Below are 14831 nucleotides of genomic sequence, written 5' to 3' on the forward strand. Positions count from 1 at the left end.
AAACCATCGGCATGCTCCTTAGGGCGGTGAGGCGGATGACCGGTTAGTCAGGCGCCGCAGCCCGCGCGGTGTCTCGCTCAAGCCGTCTGGCCCAAAGGTTTGCGCGGCGCAGCCGTGAGGTTTTTATGACGTGGAGCAGTTTGGCCAGAGCGCTTGCTTGTGTATGCTCCGTCGACGTTTCGGGCTCACCATTATAAGAACACTGCCTATGACCCTCAGCACTGACCTGCCCAGCTCCTCGGCCGCGCCCGCGCCCGCGCAGGTTATTCACAAACAGTACGCCACCGAAATGGCCGTCGAGCGCACACGCCTGTTGTATCAGGGGTCGCTGCTGCCGACCTTGTTGATGCTGGTCAACGGGGTGGTGTGTGCCTGGTTGTTGTGGAACCCCGCCCAATACCTGCTCGACAGCATCTGGCTGGTGTGGCTGCTGGCGTTGGTGGCGCTGCGCGTGATCCAGGTGGCGGCGTTCGATTCGGCCATGCCCAGCCGTCAGGCCAGGCCGATTTGGCGACGCATGTTCATGCTCGGTTCGGCAGTCAGCGGTCTAACCTTGGCCACGGCCGCCATCGCCCTGGCGCCGGTCAACAGTTTCATGCAGCAGGCGTGGGTGTTCGGCCTGATCGGCGCGGCCACGTTGTCGGCCAGCGTGGCGTATGCCGTAAGTTTTCCTGCGTTTCTGTCATTTGCTTTGCCCTGCCTGGTGCCTTCCATTGTCTATCTGTTCTGGAACGGCGAGCCGCAGCAACAAGGTTGGGGCGTACTCGGCCTGATTCTGCTGGCGTCCTTGAGCCTGGTGGCATGGCAGGTCAATCGCCTGATTCAGCGTGGCCTATTGCGCCGCTTTCAAAACCAGGCATTGATCGAGCATCTGCAGCAGGCGCAGCAGCGCAGTGAGCAGTTGAATCAGGACTTGGTGCGTGAAGTCGAGCAACGGCGCCAGGTCGAGCAGGAATTGCGCGACGTACAAGTCGGCTTGCAGGATCGCGTGGCGCAACGCAGCCAGGAACTGGACCTCGCCAGCCAGGCCCTGAATAAAAGCGAAGCACGCCTGGTCATGGCGTTGCAGGCCAGTGAGTTGGGGCTGTGGGACTGGAACCTGCAAACCGACGAAGTGCATCACACCCAGATCAAAGAGCTGTTCGGCCTGGAGCCTGAATGCATCACGGCCATGCTCAGTCACCTCAAGCCGCGCCTGCACCCCGATGACCTGCCGTTGCTCAAGCGCGCACTGGTAGAGCACCTCAAAGGCCGTAGCGAGGACTACCAGGTGGAATACCGTGTGCGGCACGCCGACGGTCGCTGGGTCTGGATCGAAGACCGCGGCCGTGCGGTTGAACGTAGCCCCAGCGGGCGCGTGATCCGCATGCTCGGCACCCGCCGGGATATCAGCGCTGGCAAAGCCCTGGAAGAGCAACAGCGCCTGGCATCGACGGTGTTCGAGGCGGCCAGCGAAGGCATCGTGATCCTCGACCCGAACTACGTACTGATTGCCGTCAATCAGGCGTTCAGCCGTGTCACCGGCTTTGAGCGCGATGACATGCTGGGTCGCAACGTGGTGGAGTTGCCCAGCAGCCGCGATGCGCGGCGTCACTTCCCGATGATCCGTCAGGCATTGCTCATGCACGGCACCTGGCAGGGCGAATTGGTGGAAACGCGCAAAAACGGCGAACTCTACCCGCAGTGGCTGCAACTTAATGTAGTGCGCGATGTTCGGGGAAACGTCAGTCATATCGTGGGGTTCTTCGCCGATTTGTCGGCGCGCCGCGAGTCCGAAGAACGCATGCGTCACCTTACTCACTACGACGAACTGACCGGCCTGGCTAACCGCTCGCTGTTCCGCGAACGGCTGCGTGAAGCCCATCAAAGAGTGCGTAAGGGAGGGCGCAGCCTGGCGCTGCTGCACATCAATCTGGATCGCTTCAAGCTGCTCAATGACAGCCTGGGGCACGAAGTGGCCGACCAGCTGTTGCAGAAAATGGCGCGGCGCCTGATCAACGCCTTGCCCGAGGCCGACACTATTGCGCGCTTGTCCGGCGATGAATTTGCCGTGTTGTTCGATGCCTACGGCAGCCTGTCGAGCCTGGCGCGGGTGGCCACGCGGCTGCTGGCCAAGCTGCGGGTGCCGGTCACGGTGGAGGGGCATGAATTGGTGGTCAGTGCGTCGATGGGTGTCAGCCTTTTGCCGGATAACGCACGGGAAATTTCCGCGCTGGTCAGCCAAGCCAACATGGCCATGCAGCACGCCAAGCATCTGGGCGGCAACAACTTCCAGTTCTACACCGACAGCCTGCAAGCCAGCACCCTGGAGCGCTTGCAGCTGGAAAACCACCTGCGCAAAGCCATCGAAGAGCGCCAGCTCAGCGTGTTCTACCAGCCCAAGTTGTGCCTGGCCACCGGCAAGCTCAACGCCGCCGAGGCGCTGATCCGCTGGGAGCATCCGCAGTGGGGCATGGTGCCGCCGGCCGAGTTTATCGGCCTGGCCGAGGAGACCGGCCTGATCGTGCCGCTGGGGGAGTTCGTGTTGCGTGAAGCCTGCTGGCAGGCGTGCGAATGGCAGCGTCAGGGGTTGGCGCCGATTCGGGTGTCGGTGAATTTGTCGGTGCACCAACTGCGTCAGGGCAAACTGGTCAGCCTGGTGCGCCAGGTGTTGGAGGAAACCGGTCTGGACCCGCAGTACCTGGAGCTGGAACTCACCGAAAGTCAGTTGCTCGACAGCGTCGAACACATCATTGCGACCTTCCGGCAATTACGCGATCTAGGCGTGAAACTGGCGATTGATGACTTTGGCACGGGGTATTCGTCCCTCAGTTACCTCAAGCGCATTCCGGTGGATTACGTAAAGATCGATCAAACGTTTATTCGCGGCCTGGGCCAAGGTCGCGAAGACGCGGCGATTACCCGGGCGATTATCGCCATGGCCCACGGCTTGGCGCTCAAAGTGGTGGCCGAAGGGGTAGAAGATCACCAGCAGTTGGATTTCCTGCGCGCAGAGCAGTGCGACGAGGTGCAGGGCTATCTGATCAGTCGGCCGATGCAGGCCGATGGCATGGCGGATTTGTTACGAAAAAATGCGGATTTTTCTTAGGGACACCGAGGGCGCCATTGTGGCTACAAAGCGTCTGCCCTTTGAATCAGAGGGCAGCAGGGCGATTTAGTGACGTGTTGGACGGGCAAAAGCGCAATTCTTGTAGTATAACTACAAGCTTGCTACATCCCCTGGCCCTGCCAATAACAAGAGTCCTGCCCTTTGAACCTGTTGCAACATATCGCCCAGTCGCGCCACCTGTTACGCAAATCGGAACTCAAGGTTGCCGATCATGTGCTGCTTGACCCTGCGGCTGTGATGCACAGTTCCATGGCCGACCTGGCCCACAGCGTGGGCATCAGCGAACCGACCATCGTGCGTTTTTGCCGCGCCATCGGTTGCTCCGGGTTCCAGGACTTAAAACTCAAACTGGCCCAAAGCCTGGCTGCTGGCGCCAGCTTTGGTCAGTTCGCGATTCACGAAGACGATTCCGTCGCCGACTACAGCCTGAAAATCTTCGACACCACCTTGCACACCCTGATGGAAGTGCGCGAAAAGCTCGACCCGGTGGCGCTGCAAAAAGCCGTGACGGCCATGTCTCAGGCCCAGCGTGTGGAGTTTTACGGTTTTGGCGCCTCCGGTGCGGTAGCGGCCGATGCCCAGCACAAATTCTTCCGTCTATTGCTCACGGCGGCGGCCTACAGCGACCCGCATATGCAGGCGATGTCGGCCGTGACCTTGAAGCCGACCGACGTGGCGATCTGCATTTCTCAGTCGGGCCGCTCCAAGGACCTGCTGATCACCGCCAACCTGGTGCGTGAAAGCGGTGCGTCGTTGATCACCTTGTGCCCGAGTCAGACACCGTTGGCGGAACTGTCCACGGTCAATCTGGCCATCGATGTGCACGAAGACACTGAAATCTACACCCCGCTGACCTCGCGCATTGCCCATCTGGTGGTGATCGATGTGTTGGCCATGGGCGTGGCCATGGCGCGCGGGCCGAGCCTGGTCAATCACCTCAAGAGCGTGAAGCGCAGCTTGCGCAGCCTGCGTCTCTCGCCCAAATCCGTCAAAGCCCTCGACGACTGAACGCTGTAAGTACAGGCAAATGCGGAAGGGGCTTGCCCTCTCCGACATTGGATTGTCCTGTGTGTCCAGAATCTTCATCAGGCTGTCATCGCCCCGTCATCCCCCAAGGCCATCCTGAACTCCCGTACTCGCATTGGGAGATTCCAAATGGCACGTCCCTACGAAGACAGCAACAGCGCCGTCAAGACCCGTCGTCAGCAGGAAGACCAGCGCCGCATGGCGTTTCGTCGCGCAATCGAAGACCGTTGTGAGGAGCGCCAATTGCTCCAGAGCATCAGTGACTACCCGGAACTTCATTGGCAGGCACCCGCGGCCGCCCAGCGAAGCGTTCAGCCAGCGCGCTGATCTGCACCCGTTCGCTGCGGATAAAGCCCAGGAACGCATGGGCCACCGGTGACAGGCGCTTGGCCTTGGCCTGCACCAGGCACCAACTGCGGTAAAGCGGCAGCTCTTCCACCGGCAGCTCTTTGAGCCCGCCGGTGGCCAGTTCCAGGTTCAGGGCGTGGCGGGTCAGCAGGGCGATGCCCAGGCCGGCCACCACGCATTCGCGCTGTGCTTCGGCCGAGGCCACTTCTACCGTCTGGGTGAAGTGCACACGTTTTTCCTTGAAGTACTCTTCGCAGGCCAGCCGTGTACCGGAGCCGGGTTCGCGCAGCAGCAGGGTGTAGGGTTCCAGGTCTTGCAGGCGCAGTGGGCCTTGCAGGCTCAGCGGATGATCCGGCAACGCCACGGCGACGATGGGGTTATTCAGGAAGGGCAGGAATTCCAGGCCCATGTCCTGGGGCACCATGGACATGATCACCAGGTCGTCCCGGTTGTCCGAGAGGCGGCGGATCACCTGGGCGCGGTTGACCACGGTCAGTTGCAGTTGCACCTCTGGGTGCTGGCGCTTGAAGGCGGCGAACAGGTGCGGCACGAAGTACTTGGCGCTGGACTCCACCGCCAGCTTCAACTGGCCTTGCAGCGAACCTTGCATGTCCGACAACTGCATATCGAGGTTTTCCAGGCGCCCGAAGATATCGCGGCTGGCCCGTTGCAGAGCCTCGGCGGCCTCGGTCATATAGAGTTTTTTGCCGACATAGTCGAACAGCGGCTGGCCGATCAGCTCTTCGAGCTGGCGAATTTGCAGGCTGACCGCCGGTTGTGTCAGAGACATTTCCTCGGCGGCGCGGCTGTAAGAACGCAAATCGCACACTTCATTGAAGATTTGCAATTGACGCAACGTCATACGCATCAATGACTTACGCATTATTCCATTCCTTTCGCCCAAGGCAGCTCGGCCAACTATAAGTCTTTACTTATGCACGACCCAATAATTATTGATTTTTGTTAATCCCTTGCGCGGCTTAGTGTGTGTCTCGCGACTGACCTGAAACATTTGGTCACGCGTCGACCCGGCTTCAGCGGGTCGAAGAATGCAGCAATCGGCTCAAGGGAATTTCCAAGTGATAAAAAAGATCCTGATCGCCAACCGCGGTGAAATTGCCGTCCGCATCGTGCGGGCGTGCGCCGAGATGGGTATCCGTTCGGTCGCGGTCTATTCCGATGCCGACCGCCACGCGTTGCACGTCAAACGGGCCGATGAAGCCCACAGCATCGGCGCCGAGCCTCTGGCGGGCTACCTCAACCCGCGCAAGCTGGTGAACCTGGCGGTGGAAACCGGTTGCGATGCCCTACACCCTGGCTATGGTTTCCTGTCGGAAAACGCTGAATTGGCGGATATCTGTGCCGAACGTGGGATCAAGTTCATCGGCCCCGCCGCTGAAGTGATCCGCCGCATGGGCGACAAGACCGAAGCGCGCCGCAGCATGATCAAGGCCGGCGTGCCGGTCACCCCCGGCACCGAAGGCAACGTGGCCGACATCCACGAAGCGCTCACCGAAGGCGACCGTATCGGTTACCCGGTGATGCTCAAGGCCACGTCCGGTGGTGGCGGTCGCGGCATCCGTCGCTGCAACAGCCGCGAAGAACTCGAACAAGCCTTCCCCCGCGTCATCTCCGAAGCCACCAAAGCTTTCGGTTCGGCGGAAGTGTTCCTGGAAAAATGCATCGTCAACCCTAAGCACATCGAGGCGCAGATCCTCGGGGATAGCTTTGGCAACGTGGTGCATTTGTTCGAGCGCGATTGCTCGATCCAGCGCCGCAACCAGAAGTTGATCGAGATTGCCCCCAGCCCGCAGCTGACCCCCGAACAGCGCGCCTACATCGGCGACCTGTCGGTGCGCGCGGCCAAAGCCGTGGGTTACGAGAACGCCGGCACCGTGGAGTTCCTGCTCGCCGAGGGCGAGGTGTACTTCATGGAGATGAACACCCGGGTGCAGGTGGAACACACCATCACCGAAGAAATCACCGGGATCGACATCGTTCGTGAGCAGATCCGCATCGCCTCGGGCCTGCCGTTGTCGGTGAAACAGGAAGACATCCAGCACCGTGGCTTTGCGTTGCAGTTCCGTATCAACGCCGAAGACCCGAAAAACAATTTCCTGCCCAGCTTCGGCAAGATCACCCGTTACTACGCCCCCGGCGGCCCCGGCGTGCGCACCGACACGGCGATCTACACCGGTTACACCATCCCGCCGTTCTACGACTCCATGTGCCTGAAACTGGTGGTCTGGGCGTTGACCTGGGAAGAAGCCATGGACCGCGGCCTGCGTGCCCTGGACGACATGCGCCTGCAAGGCGTGAAGACCACCGCCGCCTACTATCAGGAAATCCTGCGCAACCCGGAATTCCGTAGCGGCCAGTTCAACACCAGTTTTGTGGAAAGCCACCCTGAGCTGACCAACTACTCGATCAAGCGCAAACCCGAAGAGCTGGCCCTGGCCATCGCCGCCGCCATTGCCGCCCACGCAGGCCTGTGAGGAACATTCCAATGTCTAAGAAAATCTTCGTAACCGACACCATCCTGCGTGACGCCCACCAATCGTTGCTGGCCACCCGCATGCGCACCGACGACATGCTGCCGATCTGCGACAAGCTCGACAAAGTCGGCTACTGGTCCCTGGAAGTCTGGGGCGGCGCAACCTTCGACGCCTGCGTGCGCTTCCTCAAGGAAGACCCATGGGAGCGCCTGCGCAAACTGCGCGCCGCGTTGCCCAACACGCGCCTGCAAATGCTGCTGCGTGGGCAGAACCTGCTGGGCTACCGCCACTACAGCGATGACGTGGTCAAAGCCTTCGTGGCCAAGGCGGCTGTAAATGGCATCGACGTATTCCGCATTTTCGATGCGATGAACGACGTGCGTAACCTGCGCGTGGCCATCGAAGCGGTGAAGGCCGCCGGCAAACATGCCCAAGGCACCATCGCCTACACCACCAGCCCCGTGCACACCGTCGAGGCATTCGTCGCCCAGGCCAAGCAGTTGGAATCCATGGGCTGCGACTCCATCGCGATCAAGGACATGGCTGGCCTGCTGACGCCGTACGCCACCGGCGAACTGGTCAAGGCGCTGAAAGCCGAGCAGAGCCTGCCGGTGTTTATCCACTCCCACGACACCGCCGGCCTGGCTGCGATGTGCCAACTCAAGGCTATCGAAAACGGTGCCGACCATATCGACACCGCCATCTCCAGCTTCGCCTGGGGCACCAGCCACCCGGGCACCGAATCGATGGTCGCCGCCCTTAAGGGCAGTGAGTTCGACACCGGCCTCGATCTGGAGCTGCTGCAAGAGATCGGCCTGTACTTCTACGCGGTGCGTAAGAAGTACCACCAGTTCGAGAGCGAATTCACCGCAGTCGACACCCGCGTTCAAGTCAACCAGGTGCCGGGCGGCATGATTTCCAACCTGGCCAACCAGCTCAAAGAGCAGGGCGCCCTCAACCGCATGAGCGAAGTGCTGGCGGAAATCCCGCGAGTACGCGAAGACCTCGGTTTCCCACCGTTGGTCACCCCGACCTCGCAAATCGTCGGCACCCAGGCGTTCTTCAACGTGCTGGCCGGTGAGCGCTACAAGACCATCACCAACGAAGTGAAGTTGTACCTGCAAGGTGGCTACGGCAAAGCGCCGGGCGTGGTGAACGAAAAACTGCGCCGTCAGGCCATTGGCAGCGAAGACGTGATCGACGTGCGCCCGGCTGACCTGCTCAAGCCAGAAATGACCAAGTTGCGTGGGGAAATCGGTGGGCTGGCCAAGTCTGAAGAAGACGTGCTGACCTACGCCATGTTCCCAGACATCGGGCGCAAGTTTCTTGAAGAGCGCGAGGCCGGGACGCTGGCGCCGGAAGTGCTGTTGCCGATCCCAGAAGCCGGCGGCGTGGCCCGTGCCGGTGGCGAAGGGGTGCCGACCGAGTTCGTCATTGACGTGCACGGCGAAAGCTACCGTGTCGACATCACCGGTGTGGGCGTGAAGGCCGAAGGCAAGCGCCACTTCTACCTGTCCATCGACGGCATGCCGGAAGAAGTGGTGTTCGAACCGCTCAATGAATTCGTCAGCAGCGGCGGTAACCAGCGCAAGCACGCCACGGCGCCGGGCCATGTGAGCACCGCGATGCCGGGCAATATCGTCGATGTACTGGTCAAGGAAGGCGACATGGTCAAAGCCGGTCAGGCTGTGTTGATCACCGAAGCCATGAAGATGGAGACCGAAGTGCAGGCCGCCATTGCCGGTAAGGTGACGGCCGTGCATGTGGCCAAGGGCGATCGGGTCAACCCTGGCGAAATCCTGATTGAAATCGAAGGCTGATACAGCCTTCGATACAACCGCTTAATCCTCGGGGGAGCAGGTGCTCCCCTTTTTTTTGCGCCGGATTTGACGCCCTAGAACGCCATCGCCCACTGCCCCATCAAGCCTTGGTTGCGACTGTGGCTGCCGAAGGCGGCGGTGTAAGTCAGGCCCACGCTGTGTTTGGCCGACAGTGCCAGATCCAGGCCGGTGCGCAGGGTCAGGTTATCTCGGTCCAGGGGCGTGCCGCCGATGATGAACTCGCTGTTGAAGTCTTCGCGTTTCTCCTCAACGAACGACTGACGCACGCGACTGCTGACGTCGCCATACAGGTGTTTCCAACTGGCGCTCAGGTTCGGTTTGAGGGTCATCTGGTTATCCAGCGTAAAGTTCTTGGCCACTCGCAGACCCAAGGTGCTGCTGAGGTTTTGTTGAGTCTGAGCCCCGACATTCAGCGCGCTGTAGCCGCCTTTTTCCTGAAAACTCTGACGCTGATAACGCGCGAAGCCGATACCGGAAAACGGTTCGGCGCGTAGGTCGCCGGTGTCCAATCGATAGCCCAATTCGGCAAATACGTTTTGGCTGACGGCCTTGTATTGGCCGGTGAGATGTTCGCGGTAATCGATGAAATTGAAATTGACCTCGCGCTTGTTTTGCCCCGCGTGGCGGCTGTACAGCGCACCCAGGCGCAGTGCAATCGGCCCGTCCTGACGTGCCGCGTAAGCGCCCAGGTGCCAGCTGTCCACGTCGCCCTTGAAACGACCGGCGCTGAGGTCGCTAGCGGATTTGCCGCCCACAAGGCCGATCCGCCAAGCGTGATCGAGGGACCAGTCGGCACCTAGCAGCACGCCTTGGCGACGCTGTTTCAAACCGGCGCTGCCGTGTTGTGCGTCGAGATTGCCGCTGCTTCCAAAGGCCTGCAGCCACACGCGGCCTGCCTCGTCGGTGCTGTTATCCAACTGGCGGATGGCCGAAAGCAGGCTGGCGTTCAAAGGCTCCAAGCTGGCTTGGGTGGCCGTGCCCAGGTTGGCGTTATGGCTGCCCGCCAGTTGCTCAAGCCAAACCCCCAGGCGACCGGGTTCGAGGCTGGCGAGATACTGCGCGTAATGTTCCAGGTGGTATTTCTCCCGTGGGCCGAATTCATCCGATGCCAGCAGATCGTCTACCGCCGCATCCAGCACACGGGCCACGCTCAGGCCGTTGCGGCTGAGGGCACGGTCGGCGAAATAAAAGTCTTCCGGTGCGGGTGTCACCGGCTGATAAGGGTGTTTGGTGCTGCTCATTCTAAGTGGCTGCAGCACTTCATCCTCTGGCGCCATGTCGCCGCGAGCCTGTGCATGTTGAGCCCCGATTGCACCCAATGCCAAGGTGATGGCGAGTGCGAATTGCTTGTGTATGAGCGGCATGTAAACCCACCTCGTGATGTATGAGGCGGGGAATTTAGCGAGGTGTCTGGGGGATAACTGTCAGGCCGGTTGCTGCGGGTTTGCGGGAGATGTCTCTAGTCCGTTGCGATAAAACAATTCGTTAAATCTGCACAGCATTGAGTGCACGGTGAATCAGTCGCGATCGACACCCCTTCACCCGCGCCCCGCATAGCCCTTGCCGTAGTGCCGCTCCATGCGTGCCTGGATCAGTTCCAGGCCCAGGGACATCACCCAGTAGATGATCGCGGCGGTGGTGAGCATTTCGATGTAGCGGTAGCTCGAACGGCCGTAGGACTGCGCCAGGAACATCACTTCCCATACGCCCATCACTGAGATCAGTGACGAGTCCTTGAGCATCGAGATGAACTGGTTGGTGGCCGGCGGGATGATCGTGCGCATGGCCTGGGGCAGGGTGACGTGCCAGAAGATCTCACGGTCGCGCATGCCCAGGGCCAGGGCGGCTTCCCGTTGGCCCTGGGGGACGCCAAGGATGCCGGCGCGGAAAATCTCGCTCAGGTAGGCGCCGTAGTTCAGCGACAGCGCGATGATCCCGGCGACGATTGCGCCCGGCACCAGCCCCAGCTGCGGCAGGCCCAGGTAGATCAGCAGGATCTGAATCAGCAGCGGCGTGCCGCGGAAGAACGAGGCATAGAAACTGGCAATGCCAAAGGCCACGGCGCTTTTCGACAGGCGCCCCAGAGCGGTGATAAAGCCCAGCACCGACGACGCCAGCATCGAGCACAGACACAGAAACAGTGTCAGCGCCGCGCCCTGCAGGAAGCCATTGGGCGCCAGGTGCACGCCGACCAGGTTGGGCAGCTTGTCGAGGATGATCGAGAACTTCAGGTCAAAGCTCAGGAAGAAGCTGGCGAACAGGGCGAACAATGCTGCCCAGGTCAGGTACAGGCGCGTGCGAAAACCGAACAGCCCGCGCGCAGGTTTGGGGAGATGACTCATTGGCTGATGTCGGCACCGATCCATTTTTGCGACAGCTTGCTCAAGGTGCCGTCCTGTTTCAACTGCGCGAAGACTTCACGCACTTTGCTGTCCCACTGCGGGTCGCCTTTTTCGATGGCTACCGAGTTGGGTTCGGCATACAGGGGCTCGCCAGCCAGCTTGAAGCGCTTGTCTTGATTCAGGCGCGGCTGGGCAGTGACCAGGTTGGTGAGGATCGCATCCAGGCGTACGCCCGCGCCCAGGCCGAGGTCCTGGAATGCCACGTTGTCGGTGTCGTACGGTGCGATTTGCACGTCTTCGAACGGGTACTGCAACTGCGTGTCCTCAGCGCCTTCGATCACCAGATTTTTATTCAGGTAGCTTTCATAGCTGGAGGCACTGGTCAGGCCGACCTTTTTGCCGCTCAGGTCCTTGGCGCCGTGGATGCGCTCATCCTTGGCGTTGACCACAATCACCGCAGGCGAGGCGTAGTACTCGACCGGGAAGTCAAACACCTCGGCGCGCGCCTTGCTCGGGGTCATGGAGCAGATGCAGATGTCATAGCGCCCGCTCCAACGGCCGGCGGCGATCACGTCCCAGGACGGCGTTTCCAGGCGCAGCTTCACGCCCAATTTCTGCGCCACGGCCTTGGCCACGTCGACGTCGAAGCCGTCGAGCTGGTTCTGATCGTTGAGAAACGAAAACGGCGGGTAGCTTTCCATCAGCACGCCCACCAGTTCTTTTTTCTGTTCGATCCGATCCAGCGTGGCGCCGCCAAAGGCTTGGGTTGAAGCGGCCAGCATCGTCAGGCCCAGGGCCAATAGCGGTTTGAGTTTCAAAATGAACACCTGAATAAAAAAGAAGTTGTTATTAACCGATTGGTACGCATTAAATAGTTATAAGAACGACTCTCATAGTGAGTTATTTTCATAAGCATATGAGTAAAAGCTATATGGGCGCTAAAAGCACAGTAATTCTCGACGGCGGCATGGGCCGTGAACTGCAACGGCGCGGCGCGCCCTTCCGGCAGCCGGAGTGGTCGGCACTGGCCCTGAGCGAGGCCCCGCAAGCGGTAGAGGCGGTGCACGCGGCCTACATCGACAGCGGCGCCGACGTGATCACCAGCAACAGCTACGCCGTGGTGCCGTTCCATATCGGCGAAGCGCGCTTTGTCGCCGAAGGCCAGGCCCTGGCAGCGTTGGCGGGTGAGTTGGCGCGCCGCGCAGCGGACGCCTCGGGCAAAGCCGTGCGGGTGGCGGGGTCGTTGCCGCCGTTATTCGGCTCGTATCGGCCGGATCTGTTCGAGCCGGCGCGAGTGTCCGAATTGCTCACGCCTTTGGTGCAGGGCCTGGCGCCCCATGTCGACCTGTGGCTGGCGGAAACCCAGAGTTCCATCGCCGAGGCGCGGGCGATCCACGCCGGTCTGCCAAAGGACGGCAAGCCATTCTGGCTGTCCTTCACTTTGAAAGACGAAGACACCGATGAAGTGCCGCGCCTGCGTTCCGGCGAGCCGGTGGCGGACGCGGCCGAGGCGGCGGCGCAATTGGGTGTACAGGTGTTGCTGTTCAACTGCAGCCAGCCTGAAGTGATTGGCGCGGCGATCGATGCGGCGCGTCAGACCTTCGAACGCCTGGGCGTGCAGATCCAGATCGGCGCCTACGCCAATGCCTTCCCGCCGCAACCCAAGGAAGCCACGGCCAACGACGGCCTGGACCCGCTGCGCGAAGACCTCGACCCGCCGGGCTACCTGCATTGGGCGGCCGACTGGCAGGCCCGTGGCGCCAGTCACCTGGGCGGCTGCTGCGGGATCGGACCGGAGCATATTGCGGTGCTGGCGCAGAAGCTGAACTGACGTTTAAAGCGCCTGGCGGCACTCCGCCAGGCTCTTGAGCTGCCCCGAAGCGGTCTGATTGGCCTCCGATAACCATTGCTCAAAAGCCGCCCCCACCACCGGCCATTCCCCGTCCAAAATCGAATACCACGCCGTGTCCCGGTTCTGCCCCTTGACCACCATGTGCTGGCGGAACACCCCTTCAAAACTGAACCCCAACCGTTCGGCCGCGTACTTGGAGCGGGCGTTGCCGTTGTTGCATTTCCACTCCAGGCGGCGATAACCCTGCTCGAAGGCATACTTGGCCAGCAGGTACACCGCTTCGGTGCTTTTCGGCGAACGCTGCATCGGTGCGCCAAAGGTGACGTGGCCGATTTCGATGCGGCCCTGGGCCGGCACGATCGACATCAGGCTGAGGATACCTTGCACCTCGCCGCTGGCGCGGTCGATCACGCTGAAGAAATACGGGTCGCTGTTGGCCGCGTGGTTGTTCAGCCAGGCATCGAACGCGGTGCGCTCGGTAAACGGGCCATAGGGCAAGTAATCCCACAGTTTGGGGTCGGCGCCGGGGCCTTCGAGGGCTTGCCACAGTTGCTCAGCGTGGCGTGCGGGGTCGAGTTTTTCCAGGCGGATAAAGCGCCCTTCGAGCAGTTGAGCGGAGGGGGCCGGGGCACCTTTCCAGTCGGCGAGGGAAGTGGGCATGCTGCGCTCCTTAAAGACCTTGGCGAAATTGAATGAAACCCGGACGTTCGGCGATGCGTTCATACAGTTGGATCGCAGTGGCATTGGTTTCGTGGGTAAGCCAGTGCACCTTGCAGCAACCGTCGGCCTTGGCGGTGGCGTAGACGAATTCGATCAGTTTGCGACCCACGCCGGTGCCGCGTTGGGCGGGGTCCACCAACAGATCCTGCAGGTAGCAGGAGTTCTCGATGCTCCAGTTGGAGCGATGGTAGATAAAGTTGACCATGCCCACCGCCTTGCCGTCCTGCCAGGCCAGCGCCGAATGGGTCGGTTCGCTGGGGTCGATCAGGCGCTGCCAGGTGCTTTGGGTGACGGCGTCCGGCAGTTCGGTGTTGTAGAACTTCAAGTACGCCTGCCACAGCGGCAGCCAGGCGGCGTGGTCGGCGGCGGTGACTGGGCGGATGTCGATCTGGCTCATTCAGCAACTCCTTGGGGAATAAAGCGGGCGAGGGTCTGGTCGCGTACGTCTTCGCTGGCCGCCAGGCCGTTACGCACGCCGTTGATGTCGGCCTCGCTGCGGTTCTGGCTGAGCTTGCGTTTGCCGATCAGGCGCTCGATGGGCAGGGCGAAGCCAACGATGGCCTTGAGCATGCCGTCAATGTAATCGGCCGGCGCATCGCTGACGGCCCACGGCTGCTGGCGGCCGCCTTCGTGGCGATCGGTCAAAGCGCTGACCACGGCCAGCAAGCGCTCGGCATCGGTGAACACCTCGGCCTTGCCGTAGGCGTGCACTGCCAGGTAATTCCAAGTGGGCACGACTTTGCCGTGTTCGGCCTTGGCCGGGTAGAACGCGGGGCTGACGTAGGCGTCGGCGCCGGCAAAGATCACCAAGGCTTCAGCGCCGTTTTGCAAGTCGCGCCACTGTGGATTGGCCTTGGCCATATGCCCGTACAACGTGCCATTGGCGCCCTCATCGGGGTTGAGCAACAGCGGCAGGTGGCTGGCTTGCAAGCCGTGCTCGCCGACGCTGACCAATTGCGCCAGCCGGGTGTGCTGGATCAATTGCTGGATTTCTGGCAAGTCGTCGAGGGCAAAGGCGCGCGGTGTATACATGATTATTTTCCTTGGCGAATGGCTGCATCCTAGGCAGGCTAATGGTCTGTTGTAAGAGCCATCTGT

At 61.2% G+C, this 14831-nt stretch carries 13 protein-coding genes; 6 read left to right on the forward strand and 7 right to left on the reverse strand.

Features of this window, described 5'->3' with window-relative positions:
- Positions 1-208: 208 nt before the first annotated feature.
- From YA0848_RS26130 to YA0848_RS36175, 3 genes are all read left to right on the forward strand, one after another.
- Complete coding sequence (locus YA0848_RS26130) at positions 209-3088, forward strand: GGDEF domain-containing phosphodiesterase (protein ID WP_034101548.1); 2880 nt, start codon at positions 209-211, stop codon at positions 3086-3088.
- A 162-nt stretch (positions 3089-3250) separates the two neighbouring features.
- On the forward strand, positions 3251-4117 hold the full coding sequence (gene hexR / locus YA0848_RS26135) for a transcriptional regulator HexR (RefSeq protein ID WP_003187110.1): 867 nt from the start codon (positions 3251-3253) through the stop codon (positions 4115-4117).
- A 147-nt stretch (positions 4118-4264) separates the two neighbouring features.
- Positions 4265-4462 carry a PA3496 family putative envelope integrity protein gene (locus YA0848_RS36175; protein ID WP_080758807.1) on the forward strand — a complete coding sequence of 66 codons (198 nt, stop codon included), beginning with the start codon at positions 4265-4267 and terminating at the stop codon, positions 4460-4462.
- On the opposite strand, the gene YA0848_RS26140 is transcribed toward YA0848_RS36175, so the two are convergent.
- On the reverse strand, positions 4392-5366 hold the full coding sequence (locus YA0848_RS26140) for a LysR family transcriptional regulator (protein WP_034101547.1): 975 nt from the start codon (positions 5364-5366) through the stop codon (positions 4392-4394). The two genes, YA0848_RS36175 and YA0848_RS26140, sit on opposite strands and share 71 nt — an antisense overlap.
- A 196-nt stretch (positions 5367-5562) precedes the next feature.
- On the opposite strand from YA0848_RS26140, the gene YA0848_RS26145 reads away from it, so the two are divergent.
- Entirely contained in the window at positions 5563-6978 is a 1416-nt protein-coding gene (locus YA0848_RS26145) for an acetyl-CoA carboxylase biotin carboxylase subunit (protein ID WP_034101546.1), read from the forward strand.
- An 11-nt stretch (positions 6979-6989) separates the two neighbouring features.
- The gene (gene oadA, locus YA0848_RS26150) at positions 6990-8798 is read left to right on the forward strand and encodes a sodium-extruding oxaloacetate decarboxylase subunit alpha (RefSeq protein ID WP_169902299.1); all 1809 of its coding nucleotides are present in this window, start codon (positions 6990-6992) and stop codon (positions 8796-8798) included.
- Positions 8799-8872: 74 nt separating this feature from the next.
- On the opposite strand, the gene YA0848_RS26155 is transcribed toward oadA, so the two are convergent.
- From YA0848_RS26155 to YA0848_RS26165, 3 genes are all read right to left on the reverse strand, one after another.
- Positions 8873-10183 carry an autotransporter outer membrane beta-barrel domain-containing protein gene (locus YA0848_RS26155; RefSeq protein WP_169902300.1) on the reverse strand — a complete coding sequence of 437 codons (1311 nt, stop codon included), beginning with the start codon at positions 10181-10183 and terminating at the stop codon, positions 8873-8875.
- A gap of 174 nt (positions 10184-10357) precedes the next feature.
- Positions 10358-11161: an amino acid ABC transporter permease gene (locus YA0848_RS26160; protein ID WP_034101543.1), complete on the reverse strand. Its 804-nt coding sequence runs from the start codon at positions 11159-11161 to the stop codon at positions 10358-10360.
- Positions 11158-11979: an ABC transporter substrate-binding protein gene (locus YA0848_RS26165; RefSeq protein WP_034101542.1), complete on the reverse strand. Its 822-nt coding sequence runs from the start codon at positions 11977-11979 to the stop codon at positions 11158-11160. The genes YA0848_RS26160 and YA0848_RS26165 overlap by 4 nt, the downstream gene beginning before the upstream one ends.
- 113 nt (positions 11980-12092) lie before the next feature.
- Here YA0848_RS26165 and YA0848_RS26170 point away from each other — a divergent pair, with 113 nt between their 5' ends.
- The gene (locus YA0848_RS26170) at positions 12093-12992 is read left to right on the forward strand and encodes a homocysteine S-methyltransferase family protein (RefSeq protein ID WP_169902301.1); all 900 of its coding nucleotides are present in this window, start codon (positions 12093-12095) and stop codon (positions 12990-12992) included.
- Between the two features lie 3 nt (positions 12993-12995).
- Here YA0848_RS26170 and YA0848_RS26175 read toward each other — a convergent pair whose 3' ends face one another.
- From YA0848_RS26175 to YA0848_RS26185, 3 genes are read right to left on the reverse strand one after another with little or no spacing between them, the layout of a single operon-like run.
- The gene (locus YA0848_RS26175) at positions 12996-13673 is read right to left on the reverse strand and encodes a GNAT family N-acetyltransferase (RefSeq protein WP_034115480.1); all 678 of its coding nucleotides are present in this window, start codon (positions 13671-13673) and stop codon (positions 12996-12998) included.
- Between the two features lie 10 nt (positions 13674-13683).
- The gene (locus YA0848_RS26180) at positions 13684-14130 is read right to left on the reverse strand and encodes a GNAT family N-acetyltransferase (RefSeq protein WP_034115479.1); all 447 of its coding nucleotides are present in this window, start codon (positions 14128-14130) and stop codon (positions 13684-13686) included.
- A complete protein-coding gene (locus YA0848_RS26185; RefSeq protein WP_099312937.1) occupies positions 14127-14765 on the reverse strand; it encodes an FMN-binding negative transcriptional regulator in 639 nt (212 codons plus the stop codon). Before YA0848_RS26185 ends, YA0848_RS26180 begins: the two co-directional genes overlap by 4 nt.
- Positions 14766-14831 lie beyond the last annotated feature (66 nt).

The sequence above is a fragment of the Pseudomonas sp. S4_EA_1b genome (assembly GCF_016307435.1).
Taxonomy (GTDB): domain Bacteria; phylum Pseudomonadota; class Gammaproteobacteria; order Pseudomonadales; family Pseudomonadaceae; genus Aquipseudomonas; species Aquipseudomonas rhodesiae.